18 protein-coding genes are annotated in these 20,403 nt (G+C 68.3%); 11 read left to right on the top strand and 7 right to left on the bottom strand.

Features of this window, described 5'->3' with window-relative positions; genetic code table 11:
- Nucleotides 1-126 precede the first annotated feature (126 nt).
- From VA603_RS09820 to VA603_RS09800, 5 genes are all read right to left on the bottom strand, one after another.
- Nucleotides 127-648: a DUF411 domain-containing protein gene (locus VA603_RS09820; RefSeq protein WP_323438694.1), complete on the bottom strand. Its 522-nt coding sequence runs from the start codon at nt 646-648 to the stop codon at nt 127-129.
- 56 nt (nt 649-704) lie between these two features.
- Nucleotides 705-1,013, bottom strand: a complete 309-nt coding sequence (locus VA603_RS09815; RefSeq protein WP_165931215.1) for an EF-hand domain-containing protein — start codon at nt 1,011-1,013, stop codon at nt 705-707.
- A gap of 58 nt (nt 1,014-1,071) precedes the next feature.
- Nucleotides 1,072-2,106 (bottom strand): copper resistance protein B, encoded by a 1,035-nt coding sequence (locus VA603_RS09810; RefSeq protein ID WP_323438693.1) that lies wholly within the window; start codon nt 2,104-2,106, stop codon nt 1,072-1,074.
- Nucleotides 2,103-3,902 carry a copper resistance system multicopper oxidase gene (locus tag VA603_RS09805; RefSeq protein WP_323438692.1) on the bottom strand — a complete coding sequence of 600 codons (1,800 nt, stop codon included), beginning with the start codon at nt 3,900-3,902 and terminating at the stop codon, nt 2,103-2,105. The genes VA603_RS09810 and VA603_RS09805 overlap by 4 nt, the downstream gene beginning before the upstream one ends.
- Before the next feature lie 127 nt (nt 3,903-4,029).
- Nucleotides 4,030-4,389 (bottom strand): CopL family metal-binding regulatory protein, encoded by a 360-nt coding sequence (locus VA603_RS09800; RefSeq protein WP_165931214.1) that lies wholly within the window; start codon nt 4,387-4,389, stop codon nt 4,030-4,032.
- A gap of 288 nt (nt 4,390-4,677) precedes the next feature.
- On the opposite strand from VA603_RS09800, the gene VA603_RS09795 reads away from it, so the two are divergent.
- From VA603_RS09795 to VA603_RS09785, 3 genes are all read left to right on the top strand, one after another.
- Nucleotides 4,678-5,799, top strand: coding sequence for a PLP-dependent cysteine synthase family protein (locus VA603_RS09795; RefSeq protein ID WP_323438691.1), 1,122 nt, complete (start codon nt 4,678-4,680; stop codon nt 5,797-5,799).
- Between the two features lie 36 nt (nt 5,800-5,835).
- Nucleotides 5,836-7,863 carry a M3 family metallopeptidase gene (locus VA603_RS09790; RefSeq protein WP_425603686.1) on the top strand — a complete coding sequence of 676 codons (2,028 nt, stop codon included), beginning with the start codon at nt 5,836-5,838 and terminating at the stop codon, nt 7,861-7,863.
- A gap of 132 nt (nt 7,864-7,995) precedes the next feature.
- Nucleotides 7,996-8,373, top strand: coding sequence for an SH3 domain-containing protein (locus tag VA603_RS09785; RefSeq protein WP_132865739.1), 378 nt, complete (start codon nt 7,996-7,998; stop codon nt 8,371-8,373).
- 159 nt (nt 8,374-8,532) lie between these two features.
- On the opposite strand, the gene fabB is transcribed toward VA603_RS09785, so the two are convergent.
- Nucleotides 8,533-9,741, bottom strand: a complete 1,209-nt coding sequence (gene fabB, locus VA603_RS09780) for a beta-ketoacyl-ACP synthase I (protein ID WP_323438689.1) — start codon at nt 9,739-9,741, stop codon at nt 8,533-8,535.
- Entirely contained in the window at nt 9,741-10,256 is a 516-nt protein-coding gene (fabA, locus tag VA603_RS09775; RefSeq protein WP_132865737.1) for a 3-hydroxyacyl-[acyl-carrier-protein] dehydratase FabA, read from the bottom strand. Before fabA ends, fabB begins: the two co-directional genes overlap by 1 nt.
- A 211-nt stretch (nt 10,257-10,467) precedes the next feature.
- Here fabA and dinB point away from each other — a divergent pair, with 211 nt between their 5' ends.
- The 8 genes from dinB (at nt 10,468) to VA603_RS09735 (ending at nt 20,401) form a co-directional block, all read left to right on the top strand.
- Nucleotides 10,468-11,556: a DNA polymerase IV gene (gene dinB / locus VA603_RS09770; protein ID WP_323438688.1), complete on the top strand. Its 1,089-nt coding sequence runs from the start codon at nt 10,468-10,470 to the stop codon at nt 11,554-11,556.
- A gap of 179 nt (nt 11,557-11,735) precedes the next feature.
- The gene (gene gph / locus VA603_RS09765) at nt 11,736-12,386 is read left to right on the top strand and encodes a phosphoglycolate phosphatase (RefSeq protein ID WP_323438687.1); all 651 of its coding nucleotides are present in this window, start codon (nt 11,736-11,738) and stop codon (nt 12,384-12,386) included.
- A 247-nt stretch (nt 12,387-12,633) separates the two neighbouring features.
- Nucleotides 12,634-14,877, top strand: coding sequence for a TonB-dependent siderophore receptor (locus VA603_RS09760; protein ID WP_323438686.1), 2,244 nt, complete (start codon nt 12,634-12,636; stop codon nt 14,875-14,877).
- An 11-nt stretch (nt 14,878-14,888) separates the two neighbouring features.
- Complete coding sequence (locus VA603_RS09755; protein ID WP_425603685.1) at nt 14,889-15,881, top strand: alpha/beta hydrolase; 993 nt, start codon at nt 14,889-14,891, stop codon at nt 15,879-15,881.
- Nucleotides 15,882-16,014: 133 nt separating this feature from the next.
- Nucleotides 16,015-17,421 (top strand): YncE family protein, encoded by a 1,407-nt coding sequence (locus VA603_RS09750; RefSeq protein WP_323438685.1) that lies wholly within the window; start codon nt 16,015-16,017, stop codon nt 17,419-17,421.
- 129 nt (nt 17,422-17,550) lie between these two features.
- The gene (locus VA603_RS09745) at nt 17,551-18,594 is read left to right on the top strand and encodes a heme/hemin ABC transporter substrate-binding protein (RefSeq protein ID WP_323438684.1); all 1,044 of its coding nucleotides are present in this window, start codon (nt 17,551-17,553) and stop codon (nt 18,592-18,594) included.
- Nucleotides 18,591-19,634, top strand: a complete 1,044-nt coding sequence (locus tag VA603_RS09740) for a FecCD family ABC transporter permease (RefSeq protein ID WP_323438683.1) — start codon at nt 18,591-18,593, stop codon at nt 19,632-19,634. The genes VA603_RS09745 and VA603_RS09740 overlap by 4 nt, the downstream gene beginning before the upstream one ends.
- Nucleotides 19,631-20,401 (top strand): heme ABC transporter ATP-binding protein, encoded by a 771-nt coding sequence (locus tag VA603_RS09735; protein ID WP_323438682.1) that lies wholly within the window; start codon nt 19,631-19,633, stop codon nt 20,399-20,401. Before VA603_RS09740 ends, VA603_RS09735 begins: the two co-directional genes overlap by 4 nt.
- Nucleotides 20,402-20,403 lie beyond the last annotated feature (2 nt).

Here is a 20,403-nt window from a genome sequence, read left to right as displayed (position 1 = left end):
CCCCTCTCCCGCATGCGGGAGAGGGTCTTAAGCAGCAGGACTGCAGCCACTACCTGCCACGAACAGCCGGTCTCAGCCATTTCCCTTCTCCATTGCGGAGAAGGGCTTTTTCATTCGGCTACGAACTCACTCGTGTCGCGAGAACTCACTCAGGCTGCCGTCCTCGGCCAGCAACGCGACGGTGAACGGCTGGCGATAGCCATCCGGCGACTCCATGCCCGGCGAGCCGATCGGCATGCCTGGCAACACCAGCCCGCGGGCCTTCGGTCGCTCGGCCAGCAGCTTCTGGATCGCGGAGACAGGCACATGGCCTTCCACCACGTAGCCGTCGATTTCCGAGGTGTGGCACGACATCATGCCCTCGCCAATGCCCAGGCGTTGCTTCACCAAGGCCATGTCGCTGGTGTCATGGACTTCCACCGGGAATCCGGCTGCCTGCATGTGCTCGGCCCAGCCGCCGCAGCAGCCGCAGTTGGGGTCCTTGTGCACCTTCACCACCGGCAAGGTGGCGCGTGCGGGTACGGCGTCGACCGTTGCGTTGGCCGCCTTGGCGGCAGGCGCGGCCGGTGTCGCGTTGCAGGCGCTGACCAGCAGCGTGCTGGCGGCCAGGGCGAGGGCGGGCAGGGCGCTTGTTGAAAGCAGTTTCATGTCATTGAACTCCGTCGGGACTGCCGCGCCGGTGGTGTGCCGGCGCGGCCAAGGGCTTACAGCATGGACATGCCGCGCTTGAACTCGTTGAGGTCGAGCTTGCCGTCACGGTTGGCATCGCTCATGTCGAAATGCGGCAGCAGTGCATGCCTGGCCGGCAGTTCCTGGCGGGTGAGGGCGCCATCGTTGTTGCTGTCCAGGCGCTTGAAGGTCGCCTCGACATCGCTTGCCGCCGCGTTGGTGGCCGGCTTGGCGGCGTGTGCGCTGTGGTCGTGCGCGGCGTGGCCCGCATGCTGGGCCTGGGCGAGGGTAGCCGGTGCGACAGTGGCGACGGCGATGAGCAGCAGGGTGTGCAGGATCTTCATGGGATGTTCCTTGGATGAGGTAGGTGCTGGCGCGCACGTCGCACGCCAGCGATGGCGGTCAGAACCAGAAGCGGATACCGGCCACCCAGCGTGATTCGCGGGTACCTTCGCCGGCATCGCGATGGATGTCGGCGGTGCGGCCGAACTTGCGCTCATGCACGAAGCCGACGTAGGGCGCGAAGCGACGGGTGATCTCGTAGCGCAGGCGCAGGCCGGCCTCGACATGGCCCAGCCCGCTGCCCACGCCGCGGCGGGGATCGTCATCGGCGGCGATGCTGGCTTCGATCACCGGCTGTAGGATCAGGCGGTTGGTCAGCAGCACGTCGTACTCGGCTTCGACGGCGAGCTCGGCCTTGCGGGTGCCACCGAGGTAGGCCATCGCCGAGACTTCGAACTTGTACGGCGACATGCCCTGGAAACCGATCGCCGCGCGGGTCAGGTCCGGTATCTGGCGGCCGTTGTCGTGGCGGACACCGGCCACGGCGTCCCACCACGGCGAGATCGAACGCCCGTACAGCGCATCCACCGACCAGTCGCCGAGCTTGCCGTCGCTGCGGCTGCCTTCGCTACGCACCCACAGGCGATCGATGTCGTTGCCGAACCAGGCGTTGATGCCCCACGACTGGCCGCTGCCCTGGTCGTTGTCCCAGCCCTCCAGGTGGTCGAACACCACCAGGCTGTTGAACGCCGGTGCATGTTCCATCGCATGCGGCTTCAACACCGGGAACGCGGCGGCGTGATCCTCGGCCGTCGGCACCGGGATCGGCTCGCGGGGGGGGGCGCTGGTGGCCTTCGCCGGCATGGCGTGCCCTGCATGTGCGTCGTGGTCCATGGCCGACATGTCATGGCCGGCATGCGGGTCCTGCGCCGGCGGTTGCGGCATCACGTGCCCGGCGTGCGGGTCGTCCTTCGGCGCCGCCGGCATCACGTGTCCGGCATGCGCATCGGCGTTTGCCTTCGGTGGTGCATGGCCGGCGTGCGGATCTGCGGCCGGACTCGTCGTCGTGCCGTGTCCGGCGTGCGGGTCCTGGGCCAATGCCGGGCCGCTGGCGGCCAGCGCGAGGAACAGCAGGGAGTGGGAAAGTGTCTTCATGCCTGGATCCTCACTTCGCGCATCATCCCCGCTTCCATGTGGTACAGCAGGTGGCAGTGGAAGGCCCAGCGGCCCAGGGCATCGGCACGCACGCGGTAGGTGCGGCGGGTGCCCGGCGGCATGTCGATGGTGTGCTTGCGCAGCTGGAACTGGCCATCGGCGTCCTCCAGGTCGCTCCACACGCCGTGCAGGTGGATCGGGTGCTGCATCATCGTGTCGTTGACCAGCACGATGCGCATGCGCTCGCCGTAATTCAGGCGGATCGGCTCGGCACCGCCGAACGGGATGCCGTCGAAGTTCCAGGCGAACTTCTCCATGTGGCCGGTGAGGTGCAGCTCGATCTCGCGGCCGGGCTCACGGCCATCCGGGTCCTCGAACAACGAGCGCATCGCGCCATAGGTGAGCACCTGGCGGCCGTTGTCGCGCAGGCCGATGCCCGGGTCGTCCAGCTTCGGTTCGGTGGCCGCGGTCTGCATGTCCACCAGCGGGTTGCCCGCCTCGCTCGGCTTGTGCTTCGGCGCCTTGTCACCACCGCCGTGCGCGCCGTGGCCCATGGCCGCGCCGCAGCCACCTTCCATGCCCTTGCCCATGTTGGCGCCGCAACCGCCTTCCATGCCGGCATGGCCGCCGCCGCCCATGTCATGGCCCATGTCGCCCATGGTCAGCAGCGGGCGCGGGTCCAGTTGCGGGATCGGCGCCTGCAGGCCGTGGCGTACCGCCAGGGTGCCGCAGGCGTAGCCGGTGCGGCCCATGTCCTGGGCGAACAGCGTGAACGCATCCTGCCCGGTCGGCTCGACGATCACGTCGAAGGTCTCGGCCGGCGCGATGCGGAACTCATCGATGCTGACCGGATGGATGTACTGGCCGTCGGCCGCGACCACGGTCATCTTCAGGCCCGGGATGCGCACGTCGAAGTAGGTCATCGAGGCGCCGTTGATGAAACGCAGCAGCACCTTCTCGCCGCTGCGGAACAGCCCGGTCCAGTTGCCCGCCGGCGCGGTGCCGTTCATCAGGTACGTGTAGGTGTGGGCATTGATGTCGGAGATGTCCGAAGGCGTCATCCGCATCCGGCCCCACATGCCGCGATCGGCCAGGGTGGCGCGCAGGCCATCGGTGCGGGCATCGCGCAGGAAGTCGCCGACGGTGCGCTGGTAGGTGTTGTCGTGCATCGGCATCTTCTTCATGCGCCGGTGCAGGGCATTGGGATCCATGTCCGTCCAGTCCGAGAGCATGACCACGTGCTCGCGGTCGAAGTGGTACGGCGGTGGTGCCAGCGGGTCGACGATCAACGCGCCGTACAGGCCGGCCTGCTCCTGGAACAGCGAGTGGCTGTGGTACCAGTAGGTGCCCGATTGCTTGAGCTGGAAGCGGTACTGGTAAGCCTCGCCCGGTGCGATGCCGTTGAAGCTCAGGCCCGGCACGCCGTCCATGTTGGCCGGCAGCAGGATGCCGTGCCAATGGATCGAGGTCATCTCATCGGTGAGCGTGTTGGCCACGCGCAGGTTGACGGTATCGCCCTCGCGCAGGCGCAGGATCGGCGCCGGCAGCGAGCCGTTGACGGTGATCGCACCGCGGGTGCGCCCGGTGAAGTTGACCGCCGAGCGGCCGATGGCCAACTGCAGGTCGGTGCCGCGCAGTTCGGTGGCGCCGGTGGCCATGGCGGCAGGGGTACGGGCGAGGGCATCGGGGATGCGCCCCAGCCCGGCACCGGCGACAACGCCGCCCAGGGCCAGGCCCTGCACGAAGCGGCGTCGCGACAGCGCCGAGCGCGAATCGGAAAGGAAATCGGATGACATGTGGAACTCCCGGCCATGCCCGCGCATCACGATGCGTCGTGGCATGTCCTGAACAGATCAAGGAAGCACCGCGGCAGGGCCGTGGCGCAGGCATCTGCGTACCGGCGCGCGGGGCGCCAGCGGGAGATCAGGCGATGGGAGGCCGGTTCAGCTGGCCGGGGGCCACGTCGTAGCGCGAGGGCACCGGTGGCACCGGCGCGAGCGTGTGGCGGGGATTGCCCAGGCGGGCCATGGCGGTGGCCGGCAGCATGTTGCAGTGCTGCTTGCAGTCGCAGTGGTTGCCGTCGGCACAGGAGGCGGCGGTGGCGTCGCTCCCGTCGTCGGCGCATTGCAGGCTGGCTTCCTCGTGACAGCAGTCGTGGCCGGCGTCCATGGTCATGGCCATGTCGTCCATCGGCATCGCCATCACCGTCGCAGACCATACCGACCCGACCGCACCGGCGATCAGGGAAAGGCACAGCAGCAGGGGCAGCAGGATGCGCGGCACGGGCTGGGGTCCGGGAACAGGCCTGAACCATACCATTTCAGTGTGAAGAAAGGCCTGAATGGTTTGTCGGGTTTCGGGTGTGTGCGAAGGGCATACCCCTCCCCGGCCCTCCCGTGGCTGCGCCAAAGGGAGGGGGCGGAAAGGCGGCATTGCGACGACCTCGCAGGTCGATGGCTTTGTCCCTTCCCTTTGGCGCAGCCAAGGGGAGGGCTGGGGAGGGTGGCTTCCAGCGTCGAACCATCCCCCAGCCGGTAGAATTCCCGGCACTCTTCACTGAAGTGGCGTTCCATGTCCCAGCGTGCATGGGTGGCGTCGGCCATCCGCAAGATCGAAGCCGATTTCAACCGTTCGGCCGACACCCACCTGATCCCGATGGACCTGCCGGGCTTCCCCGGCATCGACCTGTACCTGAAGGACGAGTCCAGCCACCCCACCGGCAGCCTCAAGCACCGTCTGGCGCGTTCGCTGTTCCTGTACGCGCTGGCCAACGGCTGGCTGCGCGAGGGCTGCCCGGTGATCGAGGCCTCCAGCGGCTCCACCGCGGTGTCCGAGGCCTACTTCGCGCGCCTGCTTGGCCTGCCGTTCATCGCGGTGATCCCGGCCAGCACCTCGCCGGAGAAGATCGCCGCCATCGAGTTCCACGGTGGCCGCTGCCACCTGGTGCAGCGCGCCTGCGACCTGAACTGCGAATCGGAGCGCCTGGCGCGTGAAACCGGTGGCCACTTCATGGACCAGTTCACCTACGCCGAGCGCGCCACCGACTGGCGCGCCAACAACAACATCGCCGAGTCCATCTTCAAGCAGATGGCCGAGGAGCCGCACCCGGTGCCGGAGTGGATCGTCTGCAGCCCCGGCACCGGTGGCACGGCCGCCACGCTCGGCCGCTATGTCAGCTACCGCCGCCACGACACCCTGATCCTGTGCGCGGACCCGGAAGTGTCGGTGTTCTACGACGGCTACTGCGCGGCATTGGCCGGCGATGATTGGCGCACGCTGACCTGCGAGGGCGGCTCGCGCGTGGAAGGCATCGGCCGCCCGCGGGTGGAGCGCAGCTTCATCCCGACCAGCGTGGACGCGATGGTCAAGGTGCCCGATGCGCTGAGCCTGGCGGCGATGCGCCACGTCAGCGCCACGCTGGGGCGCCGGGTCGGCGGTTCCACCGGCACCAACTTCATCGGCGTGCTGTACGCCGCGCAGCAGATGCGTGACGCCGGCCGCAGCGGGTCCATCGTCACCATCCTGTGCGATGCCGGCGAACGCTACGCGCACAGCTACTACAACCCGGCCTGGTATGAGCAGCAGGGCATCGACATCGCCGCTGCTGATGCGGTCATCGCCGCCGCCGTGGCCGGGCAGGGCGCGCTGGCGCTGCCTTGTGCCTGGCTGGAAGCGTCGCCATATCAGGCGTGAAGCCGGCCGGGCCGGCGCTGTTTTCCCAGGATGACCATGAACACCAACCCCCTGCTCGATTTTTCCGGCCTGCCGCGTTTTGACGCGATCCGCCCGGAGCACGTCACCACGGCCATCGACACCCTGCTGGCCGAGGCCGAGGCGGCGGTGAAGGTCGCCGAGACGGTGGCGCCGGTCAGCTGGGACAGCTTCGTGACGCCGCTGGACGACGCCACCGAGCGGCTGTACCGCGCCTGGGGCCAGGTGTCGCATCTGCAATCAGTGGTCAACACGCCGGCGCTGCGCGAGGTGTACAACGCCAACCTGCCGAAGCTCAGCCGTTTCGGCAGCGCGGTGGCGCAGAACCCGGCGTTGTACGCGCAATACAAGGCACTCGCCGCCGCCCCGGAAGCAGGCGCCTACGACGACGCCAGGGCCAAGGTGCTGGCCAACGCCCTGCGTGATTTCCGCCTGGGCGGCGCTGAGCTGGGCGAGGCCGACAAGGCCCGTTTCGCCCAGTTGCAGGAGGAGCTGTCCGGCCTGCAGGCGACGTTCTCGCAGAACGTGCTCGACGCCACCGACGCCTTCGCGCTGTACGTGGACAACGAGGACGAATTGTCCGGGCTGCCGGCCGATGTCATCGCCGCCGCCCGCGCCGCGGCGCAGAAGGACGGCCGCGAGGGCTGGAAGCTGACCCTGCAGATGCCGTGCTACCTGCCGGTGCAGACCTATGCCGACAACCGCGCGTTGCGCGAGCGGCTGTACCACGCCAATGCGGTGCGCGCCTCGGAGTTCGGCGACGCGGCCTTGGACAATGGCGGCAACATCGACCGCATCCTGGCCGTCCGCGCCGAACTGGCGGCGCTGCTGGGCTTTGCCAACTACGGCGAGTACTCCATCGCCACCAAGATGGCCGATGACGCGCCGCAGGTGCTGGGCTTCCTGCGTGACCTGGCGGCACGCGCCAAGCCGTACGCACAACGCGACCGGGCCGAACTGGAAACCTTCGCCCGCGATGAACTGGGCCTGGATGATCTGCAGGCCTGGGATCTGGCCTATGCCGGCGAGAAGCTCAAGCAGGCGCGTTACAGCTATTCCGAGCAGGAGGTGAAGCAGTACTTCACTGAGCCGAAGGTGCTGGCCGGCCTGTTCGGCGTGATCGAGCGGCTGTATGGCCTGACGGTGCAGCCGGACACCGCGCCGGTCTGGCACCAGGACGTGCGCTTCTACCGGCTGGTGGACGCCGAAGGCGCGCTGGTCGGCCAGTTCTACATGGACCTGTACGCCCGCGAGGGCAAGCGTGGCGGTGCGTGGATGGACGACTGCCGCAACCGTCGCGTCACCGCCGGTGGCGTGCAGACCCCGCTGGTGTACCTGGTGTGCAACTTCGGCCGCGGCAGCGACGGCACGCCGGCGACCTTCAGCCACAACGAGGTCACCACCCTCTTCCACGAGATGGGGCATGGCCTGCACCAGCTGCTCACCCGCGTCGGCGAGTTGGCGGTGGCGGGCATCAACGGCGTGGAGTGGGACGCGGTGGAGCTGCCCAGCCAGTTCATGGAGAACTTCTGCTGGGAGTGGGAGCAGGTCGAGGCGATGACCGCCCATGCCAGCACCGGCCAACCGCTGCCGCGCGCGCTGTTCGAGCGCATGCTGGCCGCGAAGAACTACCAGAGCGGCATGTTCACCGTGCGCCAGTTGGAGTTCGGCCTGTTCGACATGCTGCTGCACAGCCAGTACCAGCCGGCGCAGGACAGCGTGCTGCAGGTGCTGGAGCGGGTGCGCGGCGAAGTGGCGGTGAATTTCCCGCCGGCATGGAACCGCTTCCCGAACCAGTTCAGCCACATTTTCGCCGGCGGCTACGCGGCCGGGTACTACAGCTACAAGTGGGCCGAGGTGCTCAGCGCCGATGCCTATGCGGCCTTCGAGGAAGCACCGGACAAGCTGCAGGAGACCGGCGCGCGTTTCCGCGCCGAGGTGTTGTCGCGTGGCGGCAGCCGCAGCGCCGCTGAGAACTTCCGTGCGTTCCGCGGCCGTGACCCACAGCTCGACGCGCTGCTGCGGCACAGCGGCATGGTCGCCTGAGCCGGCACCCGGCGGCAGTGACGCCGTAGCACCTGCCTTGGGCGGGCTACGGCGTGGCTTGGCCGGGGTTTCGGTTTCATCCACATTGGGCGTGGCACACTGTGGGGACATTCGCGCCAATTCACATTCACCATGAAAAGGTGGTTCGGCCCCTCCAGGGGCAAGCCCGGTACCGTATTCCGCATCGTGGCCTCGGCCGCGATCATCGGTGTGGTGATGTGGTTCCAGCCGCGCATCAATGAGCCGGCGGCCGAGGTCAGCAATGGCTTGAACCTGCGCAGCGCACCGGACCAGCGCGCCGAGCGCCTGGCGGTGTTGCCGGTGGGCACGCAGGTGGAAGTGCAGCGCTGCCTGGACGACCTGCAATGGTGCAACGTGCGTGCCGCCGGCAAGAGTGGCTGGGTGGCCGCCGATTACCTGGTTGCCCGGAGCGACGGCAAGCGCGTGCGCCTGGCCGAGGCCGGCAAGCAGATGGGCGTGGTGATCGAGACCGCGCGCCCGGGCGGTTAAGTGAGAAGGACACCGCCCCCTCCCTTTGGCGAAGCCAAGGGGAGGGTTGGGGAGGGGGAGCACTTCGCGCGATGGTGGTCTTCCAGCGTCGCCGCCAACGCCGCTCCTACGAAAACAGCCGCTTGCGCGGCTGTTTTCGTGCATCCACAACGGAAGCGATCACACCCGGCCGAAGATCAGCGTGGCGTTGGTGCCGCCGAAGCCAAAGCTGTTGGACATCACCGTGTCCAGCGTGGCCTCCTGCGTCTGGCGCAGGATCGGGAAGCCTTCGGCACGTTCGTCCAGCGTTTCGATGTTGGCCGAGCCGGCCATGAACCCGTCGCGCATCATCAGCAGGCAGAAGATCGCCTCGTGCACGCTGGCCGCACCCAGCGAGTGGCCGGACAGCGCCTTGGTCGAGGACAGCGGCGGCACCGCCTCGCCGAACACCGCGCGCACCGCGCCCAGCTCGGTCACATCGCCCAGCGGCGTGGAGGTGCCGTGGGTGTTGAGGTAGTCGATCGGGCGATCCACGGTGGCCATGGCCATCTGCATGCAGCGCACCGCGCCTTCGCCGGACGGGGCGACCATGTCGGCGCCGTCGGAAGTCACGCCGTAACCGACGAGCTCGGCGTAGATCTTCGCGCCGCGCGCGATCGCGTGGTCGTAGTCCTCCAGCACCAGCATGCCGCCGCCGCCGGCGATGACGAAGCCATCGCGGTTGGCGTCATACGGGCGCGAGGCCACCGACGGGGTGTCGTTGAAGCTGGTGGACAGCGCGCCCATGGCGTCGAACATCACGCTCATCGACCAGTGCAGGTCCTCGCCGCCGCCGGCGAACATGATGTCCTGCGCGCCGTGGCGGATGAGGTCGGCCGCCGCGCCGATGCAGTGCGCCGAGGTGGCGCAGGCGGCCGACAGCGAGTAGCTCAGGCCCTTGATGCTGAAGGCGGTGGCCAGGTTGGCTGACACGGTCGAGCACATCGTGCGCGGCACCATGTACGGGCCCACCTTGCGCACGCCGCGGTTGCGCAGCAGGTCGGCCGCTTCCACCTGCCATTCGCTGGAGCCGCCGCCGGAGCCGGCGATCACGCCGGTGCGCACGTTGCTGACCTGGCTTTCGTCCAGGCCGGCATCGGCGATGGCATCGCGCATGGCGATGTAGCTATAGGCGGCCGCATCGCTCATGAAGCGCTTGAGCTTGCGGTCCACCTGCGCCTCGATGTCCAGCTCGACCTTGCCGGCCACCTGGCTGCGCAGGCCGGCTTCGGCGTGGTCGGGCATGGCGACGATGCCGGGACGGCCTTCGCGCAGGGCGCTGGAAACGATATCCAGATCGTTGCCAAGGCAGGACGTGATGCCCATGCCGGTAATGACGACGCGACGCATCAGAAGCTCTCGGTAGAAGTGAACAGGCCCACGCGCAGGTCCTTGGCGGAGTAGATCTCACGGCCATCGACCAGCATGCGGGCATCGGTCTGCGCCATCACCAGCTTGCGGTTGATCACGCGCGCGACATCGATTTCGTACTGCACCAGCTTGGCGCTGGGCAGCACCTGGCCGGTGAACTTGACCTCGCCGCAGCCCAGGGCGCGGCCACGGCCTTCGGCGCCCAGCCAGGTCAGGAAGAAGCCGGTCAGCTGCCACATGGCATCCAGGCCCAGGCAGCCGGGCATCACCGGGTCGCCGATGAAGTGGCAGCCGAAGAACCACAGGTCCGGTTTGATGTCGAGCTCGGCCCGGATCAGCCCCTTGCCGTAGGCGCCGCCGTCCTCGCGGATGTCGGTGATGCGGTCGAACATCAGCATCGGGTCGTTGGGCAGGCGGCCCTTGTTGGGGCCGAAGAGTTCACCGCGCGCGCTGGCCAGCAACTGGTCGCGGGAGAACGTGTGCAGACGGGTCATCCGGGGGGTGTCCAAAGCCAGGAACGAGGCGCCGAGCATGCGTCAGCACCTGCGTTCAATCAAATGTTTTAACTGGACGGTTGCGTATGTTCGGCGCAGTTAGCAGCCGTTAGAAGGCTGTTACGGAACGTTTTGAATTGCACAATTGTGAGGACAAGTGTGCATTTAGCGACAACAGCTATCATGTTGGCGACCGTTTCGGACTGTTGTCGTGGCCCAGCTTCGCAAGATCATCCATGTCGACATGGACGCCTTCTATGCGTCCGTGGAGCAGCGCGATGACCCCGGTTTGCGCGGGAAGCCGGTGGTAGTGGCCTGGCGGGGCGCCCGTTCAGTCGTCTGCGCGGCGTCCTACGAGGCGCGCACCTTCGGGGTGCGCTCGGCGATGCCGGCGCTGCGTGCCGAGCGGCTGTGCCCGGACGCGATCTTCGTGCCGCCGGATTTCGTCCGCTACAAGGCGGTGTCCCGGCAGATCCGCGAGATCTTCCTGCAGCACACGCCGTTGGTGGAGCCGCTGTCGCTGGACGAGGCCTACCTGGACGTGACCGACTCGCCGACCTGCGACGGCATCGCCACCGAGATCGCCCGCACCATCCGCGCGCAGATCCGCGAAGCCACTCAGCTCACCGCCTCGGCCGGCATCGCGCCGAACAAGTTCCTGGCCAAGATCGCCTCGGACTGGCGCAAACCGGATGGACAGTTCGTGGTGCCGCCCTCGAAGGTGGAACAGTTCCTGACGCCGCTGCCGGTCAACCGCGTGCCCGGGGTGGGCAAGGTGATGGAAGGCAAGCTGTCGGCGCTGGGCATCGCCACCGTCGGCGACCTGCGCACGATCCCGCTGGAGCAGCTGCAGGCCCTGTTCGGTACGTTCGGCGGCAGCCTGTACCGGCGCGCGCGTGGCATCGACGAGCGGCCGGTGGAGCCGGACCAGCCGGTGCAGTCGATCTCCTCGGAGGACACCTTCAGCGAGGACCTGCCGCTGGGCCAGTTCGACGAGGTTATCACGCAACTGGCCGAGAAGACCTGGCGCGCGACGGGGCGCACCGAGCGGGTGGGGCACACCGTGGTGCTCAAGCTCAAGACCGCGCAGTTCCGCATCCTCACCCGCAGCTTCACCCCGGAAGCGCCGCCCTCGTCGGTGGAGGAGCTGCGCGACATCGCATTGGCGTTGTGTCAGCGCGTGCAGCTGCCGGCGGACACCTTGTACCGGTTGGTGGGCGTGGGCCTGTCCGGCTTCCGTGACCGCGAGGACGTGGTGGTGCAGGGCGATCTGTTTCGGAATGTAGGGAGCGAAGATTGAAATGAGCGGCGGGTTGATGCCGCAGCGTTGGGCGCTCTCTGCGACACAGCTTCTCCCGCCTGCGGGAGAAGGAAGGGTGTTCAGATTCTTTGCTTCGAGCCCCTCTCCCGCGTGCGGAAGAAGGGGGAGTTTTCAGGCGTTTCGCTACAATCTTCTGCTTTCGCAAACGGAGTAATGCATTGGCAACGTCGGCAGTGGTTTTCGATCTGGATGGCACGCTCGTGGACAGTGCCAGCGATATCGCCGAAGCGGTGAACCGCACGCTGGAAGATCTCTCGCTGCCACGTGTGAGCGAGGCCACGGTGCGCAGCTGGATTGGCGAAGGCGTGCGCAAGTTGGTCACCACTGCGCTCAATGACGCTGGCAGCGAGCGGACGCTGGATGAAGTAATGCCGACCTTCATGCGCCATTACCGCGATTGCCTGCTGCGCAGCCCGCAGTTGTACGACGGCGTGGTCGAGACGCTGCAGGCACTGCGCCAGCGTGGCCTGCCGATGGCCATCTGCACCAACAAGCCGGCCGCGCTGGTGCCGCCGTTGCTCGAGCATCTGGATATCGCCGGCTTCTTCGCGCACATCATCGGGGGCGACTCGTTGCCGCAGCGCAAGCCCGCAGCCGAACCCCTGCTGCACACCGCGACTTTGCTCGGGCAGCCGGTGCAGGCCTGCCTGATGGTGGGCGATTCGGCCACCGACCTGGGCGCGGCCGACAACGCCGGCATGCCGATCGTGCTGGTGCGCTACGGCTATCCGCGCGATCTGGACCTGGATGCCACCGATGCGGTGGCGGTGATCGATGCGCTGCCGGAGTTGCTGGGCCACCTCGCATGACCGGCCGGTAGTGCCGGGCCACGCTCGGCAGGCGCTTTCCCGGTACAGCCCGGCGCCAATGGCTGCGCTCCACCCCGCGCGCGGCGCTTTGTCGCATCCGAAAGTTAGTAATAATCATTATCATTTGGTGTAGACTGCTCGTCATTCAGCAGCGCGCCTGGTGTGTGATCCCGGTGGCTGCATCGTGATCCACCGTTCCTCAAGCCGTCGCCAGAGGTTCGCAACCCCACTGTCGAGAGGCTTTGCCATGTCCCGTCGTTCCTCGTCGCGGTTGTCCGCGCGTGCCCTGTTGTCCCGTCGTCGCCCGCTGGCCGTCGCGCTGGCCCTGTCCGCCCTGGTCGCCGGCCCGGCCGCCGCCGAGGGCGTTGCCGCCGCGACCGACATCGACACCGTGCATGTCACCGCCGAACAGATCGCACGCCAGGCGCTGGGCACCTCGGTGATCACCTCGGTGGACCTGGAGCGCCTGCCGCCGGCCAACGACCTGTCCGAAGTGATCCGCCGCATGCCGGGCATCAACCTCACCGGCAATACCGCTTCTGGTGCCTACGGCAACTTCCGCCAGATCGACATCCGCGGCATGGGCCCGGAGAACACGCTGATCCTGATCGACGGCCGCCCGGTGAGCTCGCGTGATTCGGTGCGCATGGGGCGCAGCGGCGAACGCAACAGCCGCGGCGACAGCAACTGGGTGCCGGCCGAAGCGGTGGAGCGCATCGAAGTGCTGCGTGGCCCCGCCGCCGCGCGCTATGGGTCCGGCGCTTCCGGTGGCGTGGTCAACATCATCACCAAGAAACCGACCGGTGACCTGACCGGTTCGCTCACCCTGTACGGCAGCCAGGCCGAGCACAGCGCCGAGGGGGACAGCGAGCGCGTTGGCTTCCAGTTGTCCGGCCCGCTCAGCGAGCGCCTGTCCTTCCGGCTGTTCGGCAACATCAACAAGACCGACCCGGATGCACTGGAACTCAACCAGGACTTCGCCACCGGCGTGACCCCGCCGGCCGGCCGCGAGGGCGTGCGCAACCGCGACATCAGCGGCCTGCTGCGCTACGACATCAACGACGACCACGTGGTCGAACTGGATGCCAGCGTCAGCCGCCAGGGCAACATCTATTCCGGTGAACGCGGCGTCAGCGGCGACGGCTTCCAGCGCCTGAACGACCTGTTCGGCGCGGAGACCAACATCATGCTGCGCCGTTCGTTCGGCCTGACCCATCGCGGTCGCTACGACTGGGGCACCTCGCGCATCACCGCCGCCTACGAGGACACCGACAACACCCGCCTCAACGAAGGCCTGGCCGGCGGACCGGAAGGCTCGATCAACGAGAACGCCAGCTTCTCCACCTCCGAGCTGACCTCCGCGCGGGTGGACGGCGAGATCAACGTGCCGCTGGGCTGGGGTGGCATCGACCAGGTCGCGACGGTCGGCTTCGAATACCGCGACCTGAAGCTGGATGACCCGTACTCGGTGACGCAGAGCTCCAGCAGCGGCGGTGGCATCCCGGGATACAGCGGCGCGCGCACCGGCAAGACCGACCAGCAGTTCGCCGCGGTGTTCATCGAGGACAACCTGTACGTCGGTGACCGCTGGACGGTGACCCCCGGCGTGCGCTTCGACCATCACTCGCAGTTCGGCAACAACCTCAGCCCCAGCCTCAACGTGCAGTTCAAGCTGGCCCAGGACTGGGCGATCAAGGGCGGCATCGCGCGTGCGTTCAAGGCACCGAACCTGTACCAGGCCAACCCGGACTACCTGTACTACACGCGTGGCAACGGTTGCCCGGTGCTGAGCCCGAACATGGGCTCGGGCTGCTACGTGATGGGCAACGCCGACCTGGATCCGGAAACCAGCATCAACAAGGAGATCGGCATCGAGTGGGCGCCGGACAACGGCTGGCACGCCTCGGTCACCTATTTCCACAACGATTACAAGGACAAGATCGTCGCCGGCCAGGACCGCATCGGCGTGACCAACGACACCAAGGGCCAGGTGTTCCAGTGGACCAATGCGCCCGAGGCGATCATCCGCGGCGTGGAGGGCAACCTGAAGGTACCGCTGGTCGGCGGCGGCGACGTGCTGTCGTGGAACACCAACGTCACCTGGATGATCGAGAACGTCGACAAGACCACCGACCAGCCGCTGTCGATCATCCCCGAGTACACCATCAACACGTTCCTGGATTGGCAGGTGAACACGCAGCTATCGTTCATGCTGACCGGCACCTTCTACGGCAAGCAGGAGTCGGCCACGCAGTCCAGCACCACCGGTGCGGTGCTGCCGCCGGACACGCGTGGTGCCTATGACCTGTGGAGCCTGGGCGGCCAGTACCGGATCACCCCGAAGGTGCGCGTGGGTGGCGGCGTGAACAACCTGTTCGACAAGCGCCTGTTCCGCGAAGGCACTACCAGCACCAGCGCCACCGGTGCGGGCGCGGCCACCTACAACGAGCCCGGCCGCAGCTACTGGGTCAACCTGACGGTCGGCTTCTGAGGGCGGTGGCGATGCACAGGGGCACGCACGGCGCGCTGCGCCGTGCCATGGTGGTGATGGCCATGGCGATCATTGCAACCACGACGCTGTTGGCAGCACCGCCGTTGGCGGCACAGCAGCGCAATCCCGCGCAGGTGATCGGCGAGACGGTGGCCGACCGCAGCTCCGCGCACTACCGCTTCGAGCGGTTCGTGGTGAGCAGTGCCGACGGCAGCCGTCGCTGGCGGGTGAACCTGGGGATCCCGACCGGCAAGGCGCCTGCCGCGGGTTTCCCGGCGATCTGGATGCTGGACGGCAATGCGGCGTTGATCGAGTTCGATGACAGCGTGCTGGAAGAACTGGCGCGGACCACGCCGAGCCTGCTGGTGTTCGTCGGCTACGACAACCCGTTGCGCATCGACTCGCCGGCACGCACCCGTGACTACACGCCGTTCGCCGATGAAGGCGAGGATGGCACCGTCTCCGGCGGGGGCGCCAATGCCTTCCTGGACGTCCTGGAACGCCAGGTCCGGCCGGAAGTGGCGCGCCGGGCCGCGCTGGACGCCAGCCAGCAGACGCTGTGGGGGCATTCCCTCGGTGGCCTGTTCGTGCTGCACGCGCTGTACACCCGCGCCGGGGCGTTCCAGACCTATGCCGCGGCCAGTCCATCGTTGTGGTGGACGCAGGGCGCGATGCTCGGCGCACCGGAACGGCAGTTCATCGCCAACAATGCCGGCCATCACGCACGCCTGCTGCTGATGCTCGGCGGCGGCGAGCGCACGCCGGACTTCAGCAACCGCGACATGGGCAACCCGCGGGTGCAGGCCCACCTCAAGCGCATCTCCGGCGCGCCCTCCGGGGCCGCCACCGCGCTGGGCACGCGACTGCAGCAGGTGCCGGGACTGGACACCGAGTACATCGAGTTCGACGGGCTCAGCCACGGGCCGATGTTCCGCGCCTCGTTGATGCGCACCCTGCACCGGGTGGCCGGCATCGGCGACCGCAGCGGCGAGCCGCGTCCCTGAGCCGCAACCGCGGCCGACCTTCGCACACGGCGGCCGATGCGCCGCCCGCCAGACAACCCAGGCCGCGTCATGGCCCAGGCAATCACCCCACCCGCACGCCAAGGGCGTGCATCGATCGATGAGGTAATGCGCCATGGCAGTCATCCCTTCCCGTTTCCCGCGCCCGGCCGTGCTCGGCCTGGCCCTGCTGCTTGCGACCGGCGCCGCCGGCGCACAGGTATTCGGCCAGCCCGACGTCGACTTCAAGGGCAGCGTCCGCGCGACCGCGCCGGTGGTGCTGCCGGGCAGTGAAACCGGCATCGAGGGCAGCGGCTTCACGTCGGGGCAGAAGGTCACCCTGCAACGCGGTGACAGCGTGCTCAACGCACAGCCCTACGTGGCCGATGGTGAAGGCCGGTTCCGGGGAACGTTGCACATCCCGGCCGATGCGGCCGTCGGCGCGCAACCCATCGTGGTGCGCGCCAGCAGCCCGGACGCGGCGTCGATCTTCGCGCTGAAGGTTTCGCGGGAGGTGCCACTGTCCGGCCAGGAGCGCATCCAGGCCGCCAGCAACCGGTTGGTGCAGGGCCTGTACCAGGTGGCCTACAGCCCCGCGAGCAAGGCCGCGTTCGTGACCAGCGCGGTGGGCCGCCCACCGGTGAAGCAGTCCGAACTGCTCAAGGTCGACCCGGAAACCCTGCAGGTCCTGGCCCGCGTCTCGCCGCAGGCGGCACCGGCACCGGCCGCGCAACCGGGCCAACCCGCGCGCGAAGGCGGGCTGTTCGCCGTGTACGGGGTCGGCGTGGATGACACCCATGGCAACGTGTGGGTGACCAACACCCGCCAGGACACGGTCGCGGTGTACCGCCAGTCGGACCTGGCGCTGGTCAAGCAGTTCCCGGTGGGGGCGGTGTCGCATTCGCGTGACGTGGTCATCGACCCGCAGCGCAATCGTGCCTATGTCTCGGCGACCGGCGAGGATTTCATCAGCGTGTTCGACACGCGCACGCTGCAGCAGCTGGACAACATCACCCTGGCTTCGGGCAAGCGCGGCGAGAGCTTCACCCCGACCAGCCTGGACATCGATCCGGCCACCGGCAAGGTGTACACCGCCAGCCTCGGCTCGGCCGAGGCGGCGATCATCGACGGAGCCGCGGGCAAGGTGGAGAAGGTGATCGCGCTGGGCAACGCGCGCAGCGCGATCGGCGTGGCCTGGAACCCGCTGGCCAAGCGTCTGCTGGTGGTCGCGCAGGGCAGCGACAACCTGCTGGTGGTCGAGCCGGAAAGCGGCAAGGTCGAGCACGATGTCTACGTCGGTGCCGGTGCGTTGAACGTGTCCTACAGCCCGGCCACGCGCCTGGCGTATGTCAGCAACCGCGGTGCCGGCACGGTGACGGTGGTGGACGAGGCTGGCAACATCGTCGCCAACCTCGATGGTGGCACCTACCCGAACCACGTCAGCAAGGGCCCGGGCACGGCGATGTTCGCGATCAACAAGTCGCGTGGCGAGGACGATGCCAACGGTGATCGCATCACCCGCTTCATCCCGACCCGGGAGTAACCGCCACGCCGGCACGCGACGTCGTGCGGGCATGCGGGAGGTGCCGGTGACGGCATCTCCCGCCCTGCCATGAAAGGGCTTGCCGTGGCACGGACCGCGCGCGCAAGCGCCACCAACGAGGAACCCCTGATGAAGAACCCCACCATCCTGCCAACGGGATTGGGCCTGCTGCTGGCGGTGCTGGTAGTGGGTTGCAACCGTGCCCCATCGCCTACGCCGGCATCGCCCACGCCCTCGGCAACCGCTGGCGGCGGCGCCGATACCGCTGGCCTGCCGCAGGGCTGGAAGCGCGTGGCCGGCCAGGATGTCCCGCAAGCCACGGCGGCCGCGCCGCGACTGCCGGCGCGGGTACGTTCCGACGACGGTGCCGAGGTGGAGGTTCGCGACGTCGGCCGCATCGTGGCCGGCGGCGACGACGTGATCGCCGTGCTCGAAGCGCTGGGCCTGGCGGACAACCTTTACGCCGCGCCCGAGCGCTCGGCCACCGCGGCCGGCAAGGCCGCCGAGAAGCATTTCCTGTTCAACCGCACCACCGGCGTGGAAGGCGTGCTCAGCCTGGACGGCAGCCTGTTCCTGGGCAACAGCCTGCGCCGCCATGGCGTGCTGGCCGAGCGCCTGCGTGCCACCGGGCATGCAGCGGTGGTGATCGATGACCTGCAGCCGCCGCCGGACAAGGTGCGCAAGGTGGCCGAGGCGGTCGGGCTGCCCGTGCAGGGGCAGGCACTCGCCATGCAGGTGCAGGCGCAGATGGACCAGGCCGCGGCCATGGCTGCGCACAACCCACGGCGTCCGCGCGTGATCGCGCTGTCGGCCAGCGGTGCGGGAGGGTTGCCGACCGTCGCCGGCGCCGACAGCGCGGCCAACCAGCTCATCACGCTGGCCGGTGGCATCAACATCGGCGAGGAAGCCGGGGTAGCCAATTACTCGCAGCTCAGCAACGAGGGCGTGGTGGCGGCAGCACCGGAGGTGATCCTGGTGACCGACAACGACCTGCGCCTGTTCGGCGGTGAAGCCGGGTTGTGGAAGGCGTATCCGACCCTGCGGCATACGCCGGCCGGCGCCGCCAACCGCGTCTGGGTGATGCCGGACATCGCGTTGAAGGCCACCAGCGTGGGCTCCGGCGCGGGCGCGCTGGCGCTGGCGCAGGCCCTGGCCGAACTCGCGCGCGGATGATCGCCGGGCAGGTGCGGCGACCGAACGGTGCGCTGTTGCTGGTGTTGTTGGCGGCGGTGCTGCTGGCCGCGGTGCTGCTGTCCTTCGCCGTCGGCCCGCTGAAGCTGCCGCCTGCTGACGTCCTGCAGGCCATCGCCGCCCGGTTCGGGCTGGCCGATCCGCACACGGTCAGTGCCCGCGACATGGGCGTGGTCTGGCAGCTGCGCATCCCGCGCGCGCTGCTGGGAGCGCTGGTGGGCGCGTCGTTGGCGATGGCCGGCGTCGCCCTGCAGGGATTGTTCGGCAACCCGCTGGCCGACCCGGGCATCGTCGGTGTCAGCCAGGGCGCATCGCTGGGTGCGGTGGCCGCCATCGTGCTTGGCGCCGGAACGCTGGGCGCCTGGCTCATTCCCCTCGCAGCCTTTCTCGGTGGCGCTGGTGCCACCACGTTGATCTACCTGTTGGCGCGGCCCGGGCGCGGTGAGGGCACTGCCACATTGCTGTTGGTTGGCATCGCCATCGGTGCGGCCTGCTCGGCGGCGGTTGGCTTCCTGACCTACATCGCCAGCGAGAGCGAACTGCAGTCGCTGGTGTTCTGGCAGATGGGCTCGCTGGCGCACGCGCGCTGGAACGACGTGGCAGCGGTGGCACCGGTGTTCCTGGTCGGCCTGCTGGCGCTGTGGCGCCTGGCGAGGCCGTTGGACATGCTGGCCCTGGGCGAGCGCCAGGCGCGCCATATCGGTCTGGACGTGCCACGCACGCGGCTGCTGCTGGTGGTGTTCAGCGCGCTGCTGGTGGGCGCGGCGGTGGCATTCGCCGGCAGCATTGGCTTCGTCGGGCTGGTGGTGCCGCACCTGGTGCGCATGCTCGCCGGCCCGGGACACCGTTGGTTGCTGCCGCTGTCGGGCGTGACCGGGGCGTTGTTGATCGTGGTGGCCGATACCGCCGCGCGCACGCTGGATCCGCCCTCCGAAATCCCGCTGGGCCTGTTCTCGGCGGCACTGGGTGCACCGTTCTTCCTGTGGCTGGTGCTGCACAGGCGTGGCCGGGGGGCGGCATGAGCACGCCGTTGCTGGAGCTGCGCAACGCCGGGGTGATGCGGGGCAATCGCCGGGTGCTGTCCGGGGTGAGCCTGCGCCTGGAAGCCGGCACGCTTACCGCGCTGGTGGGTCCCAATGGCGCAGGCAAATCAACCTTGCTGGCGTTGCTGGCCGGTGATGCCGTGCCAGACCAGGGCAGCGCGTTGTTGTCCGGGCGTGCACTGGCGGATTGGCCGGTGCGCGAACTGGCGTTGCAGCGTGCGGTGATGGCGCAGGATCACGTGGTGCGGTTCGCCTTCAGCGTGCACGAGGTGGTGGCGATGGGGCGCTTGCCGCATCCGCCTGACCGCGAACAGGACGCACGCATCACCGCGCAGGCCATGGCCGAAGTGGAGGTGGGTGCCTTGGCCGGCCGCGACGTGCAGACGTTGTCCGGTGGCGAGGCCGCGCGCACCTCGCTGGCACGCGCGTTGGCGCAGTGCACGCCGGTGCTGTTGCTGGATGAGCCCACCGCCGCGCTGGATCTGCGCCATCAGGAGCGCACGTTGCGCAGTGCCCGTGAACTGGCCTGGCAGGGGCGCTGCGTGGTGGTGGTGCTGCATGACCTCAATCTGGCCTCGGCCTATGCCGACCGCATCGTGATGCTGTGCGAAGGCCGCATCGCTGCTGATGGCGCACCACGCCTGGTGCTGACCCGCGACATCATCGGGCAGGTGTACGGGCAGGCGGTGCAGGTGATCGAACATCCCACCCGTGGCGTACCGCTGGTGGTGCCTTGCGAGGAATGATC

The organism is Stenotrophomonas capsici (genome assembly GCF_034961085.1).
Lineage (GTDB): Bacteria > Pseudomonadota > Gammaproteobacteria > Xanthomonadales > Xanthomonadaceae > Stenotrophomonas > Stenotrophomonas capsici.
This window is presented reverse-complemented; position numbering and strand designations above follow the sequence as displayed.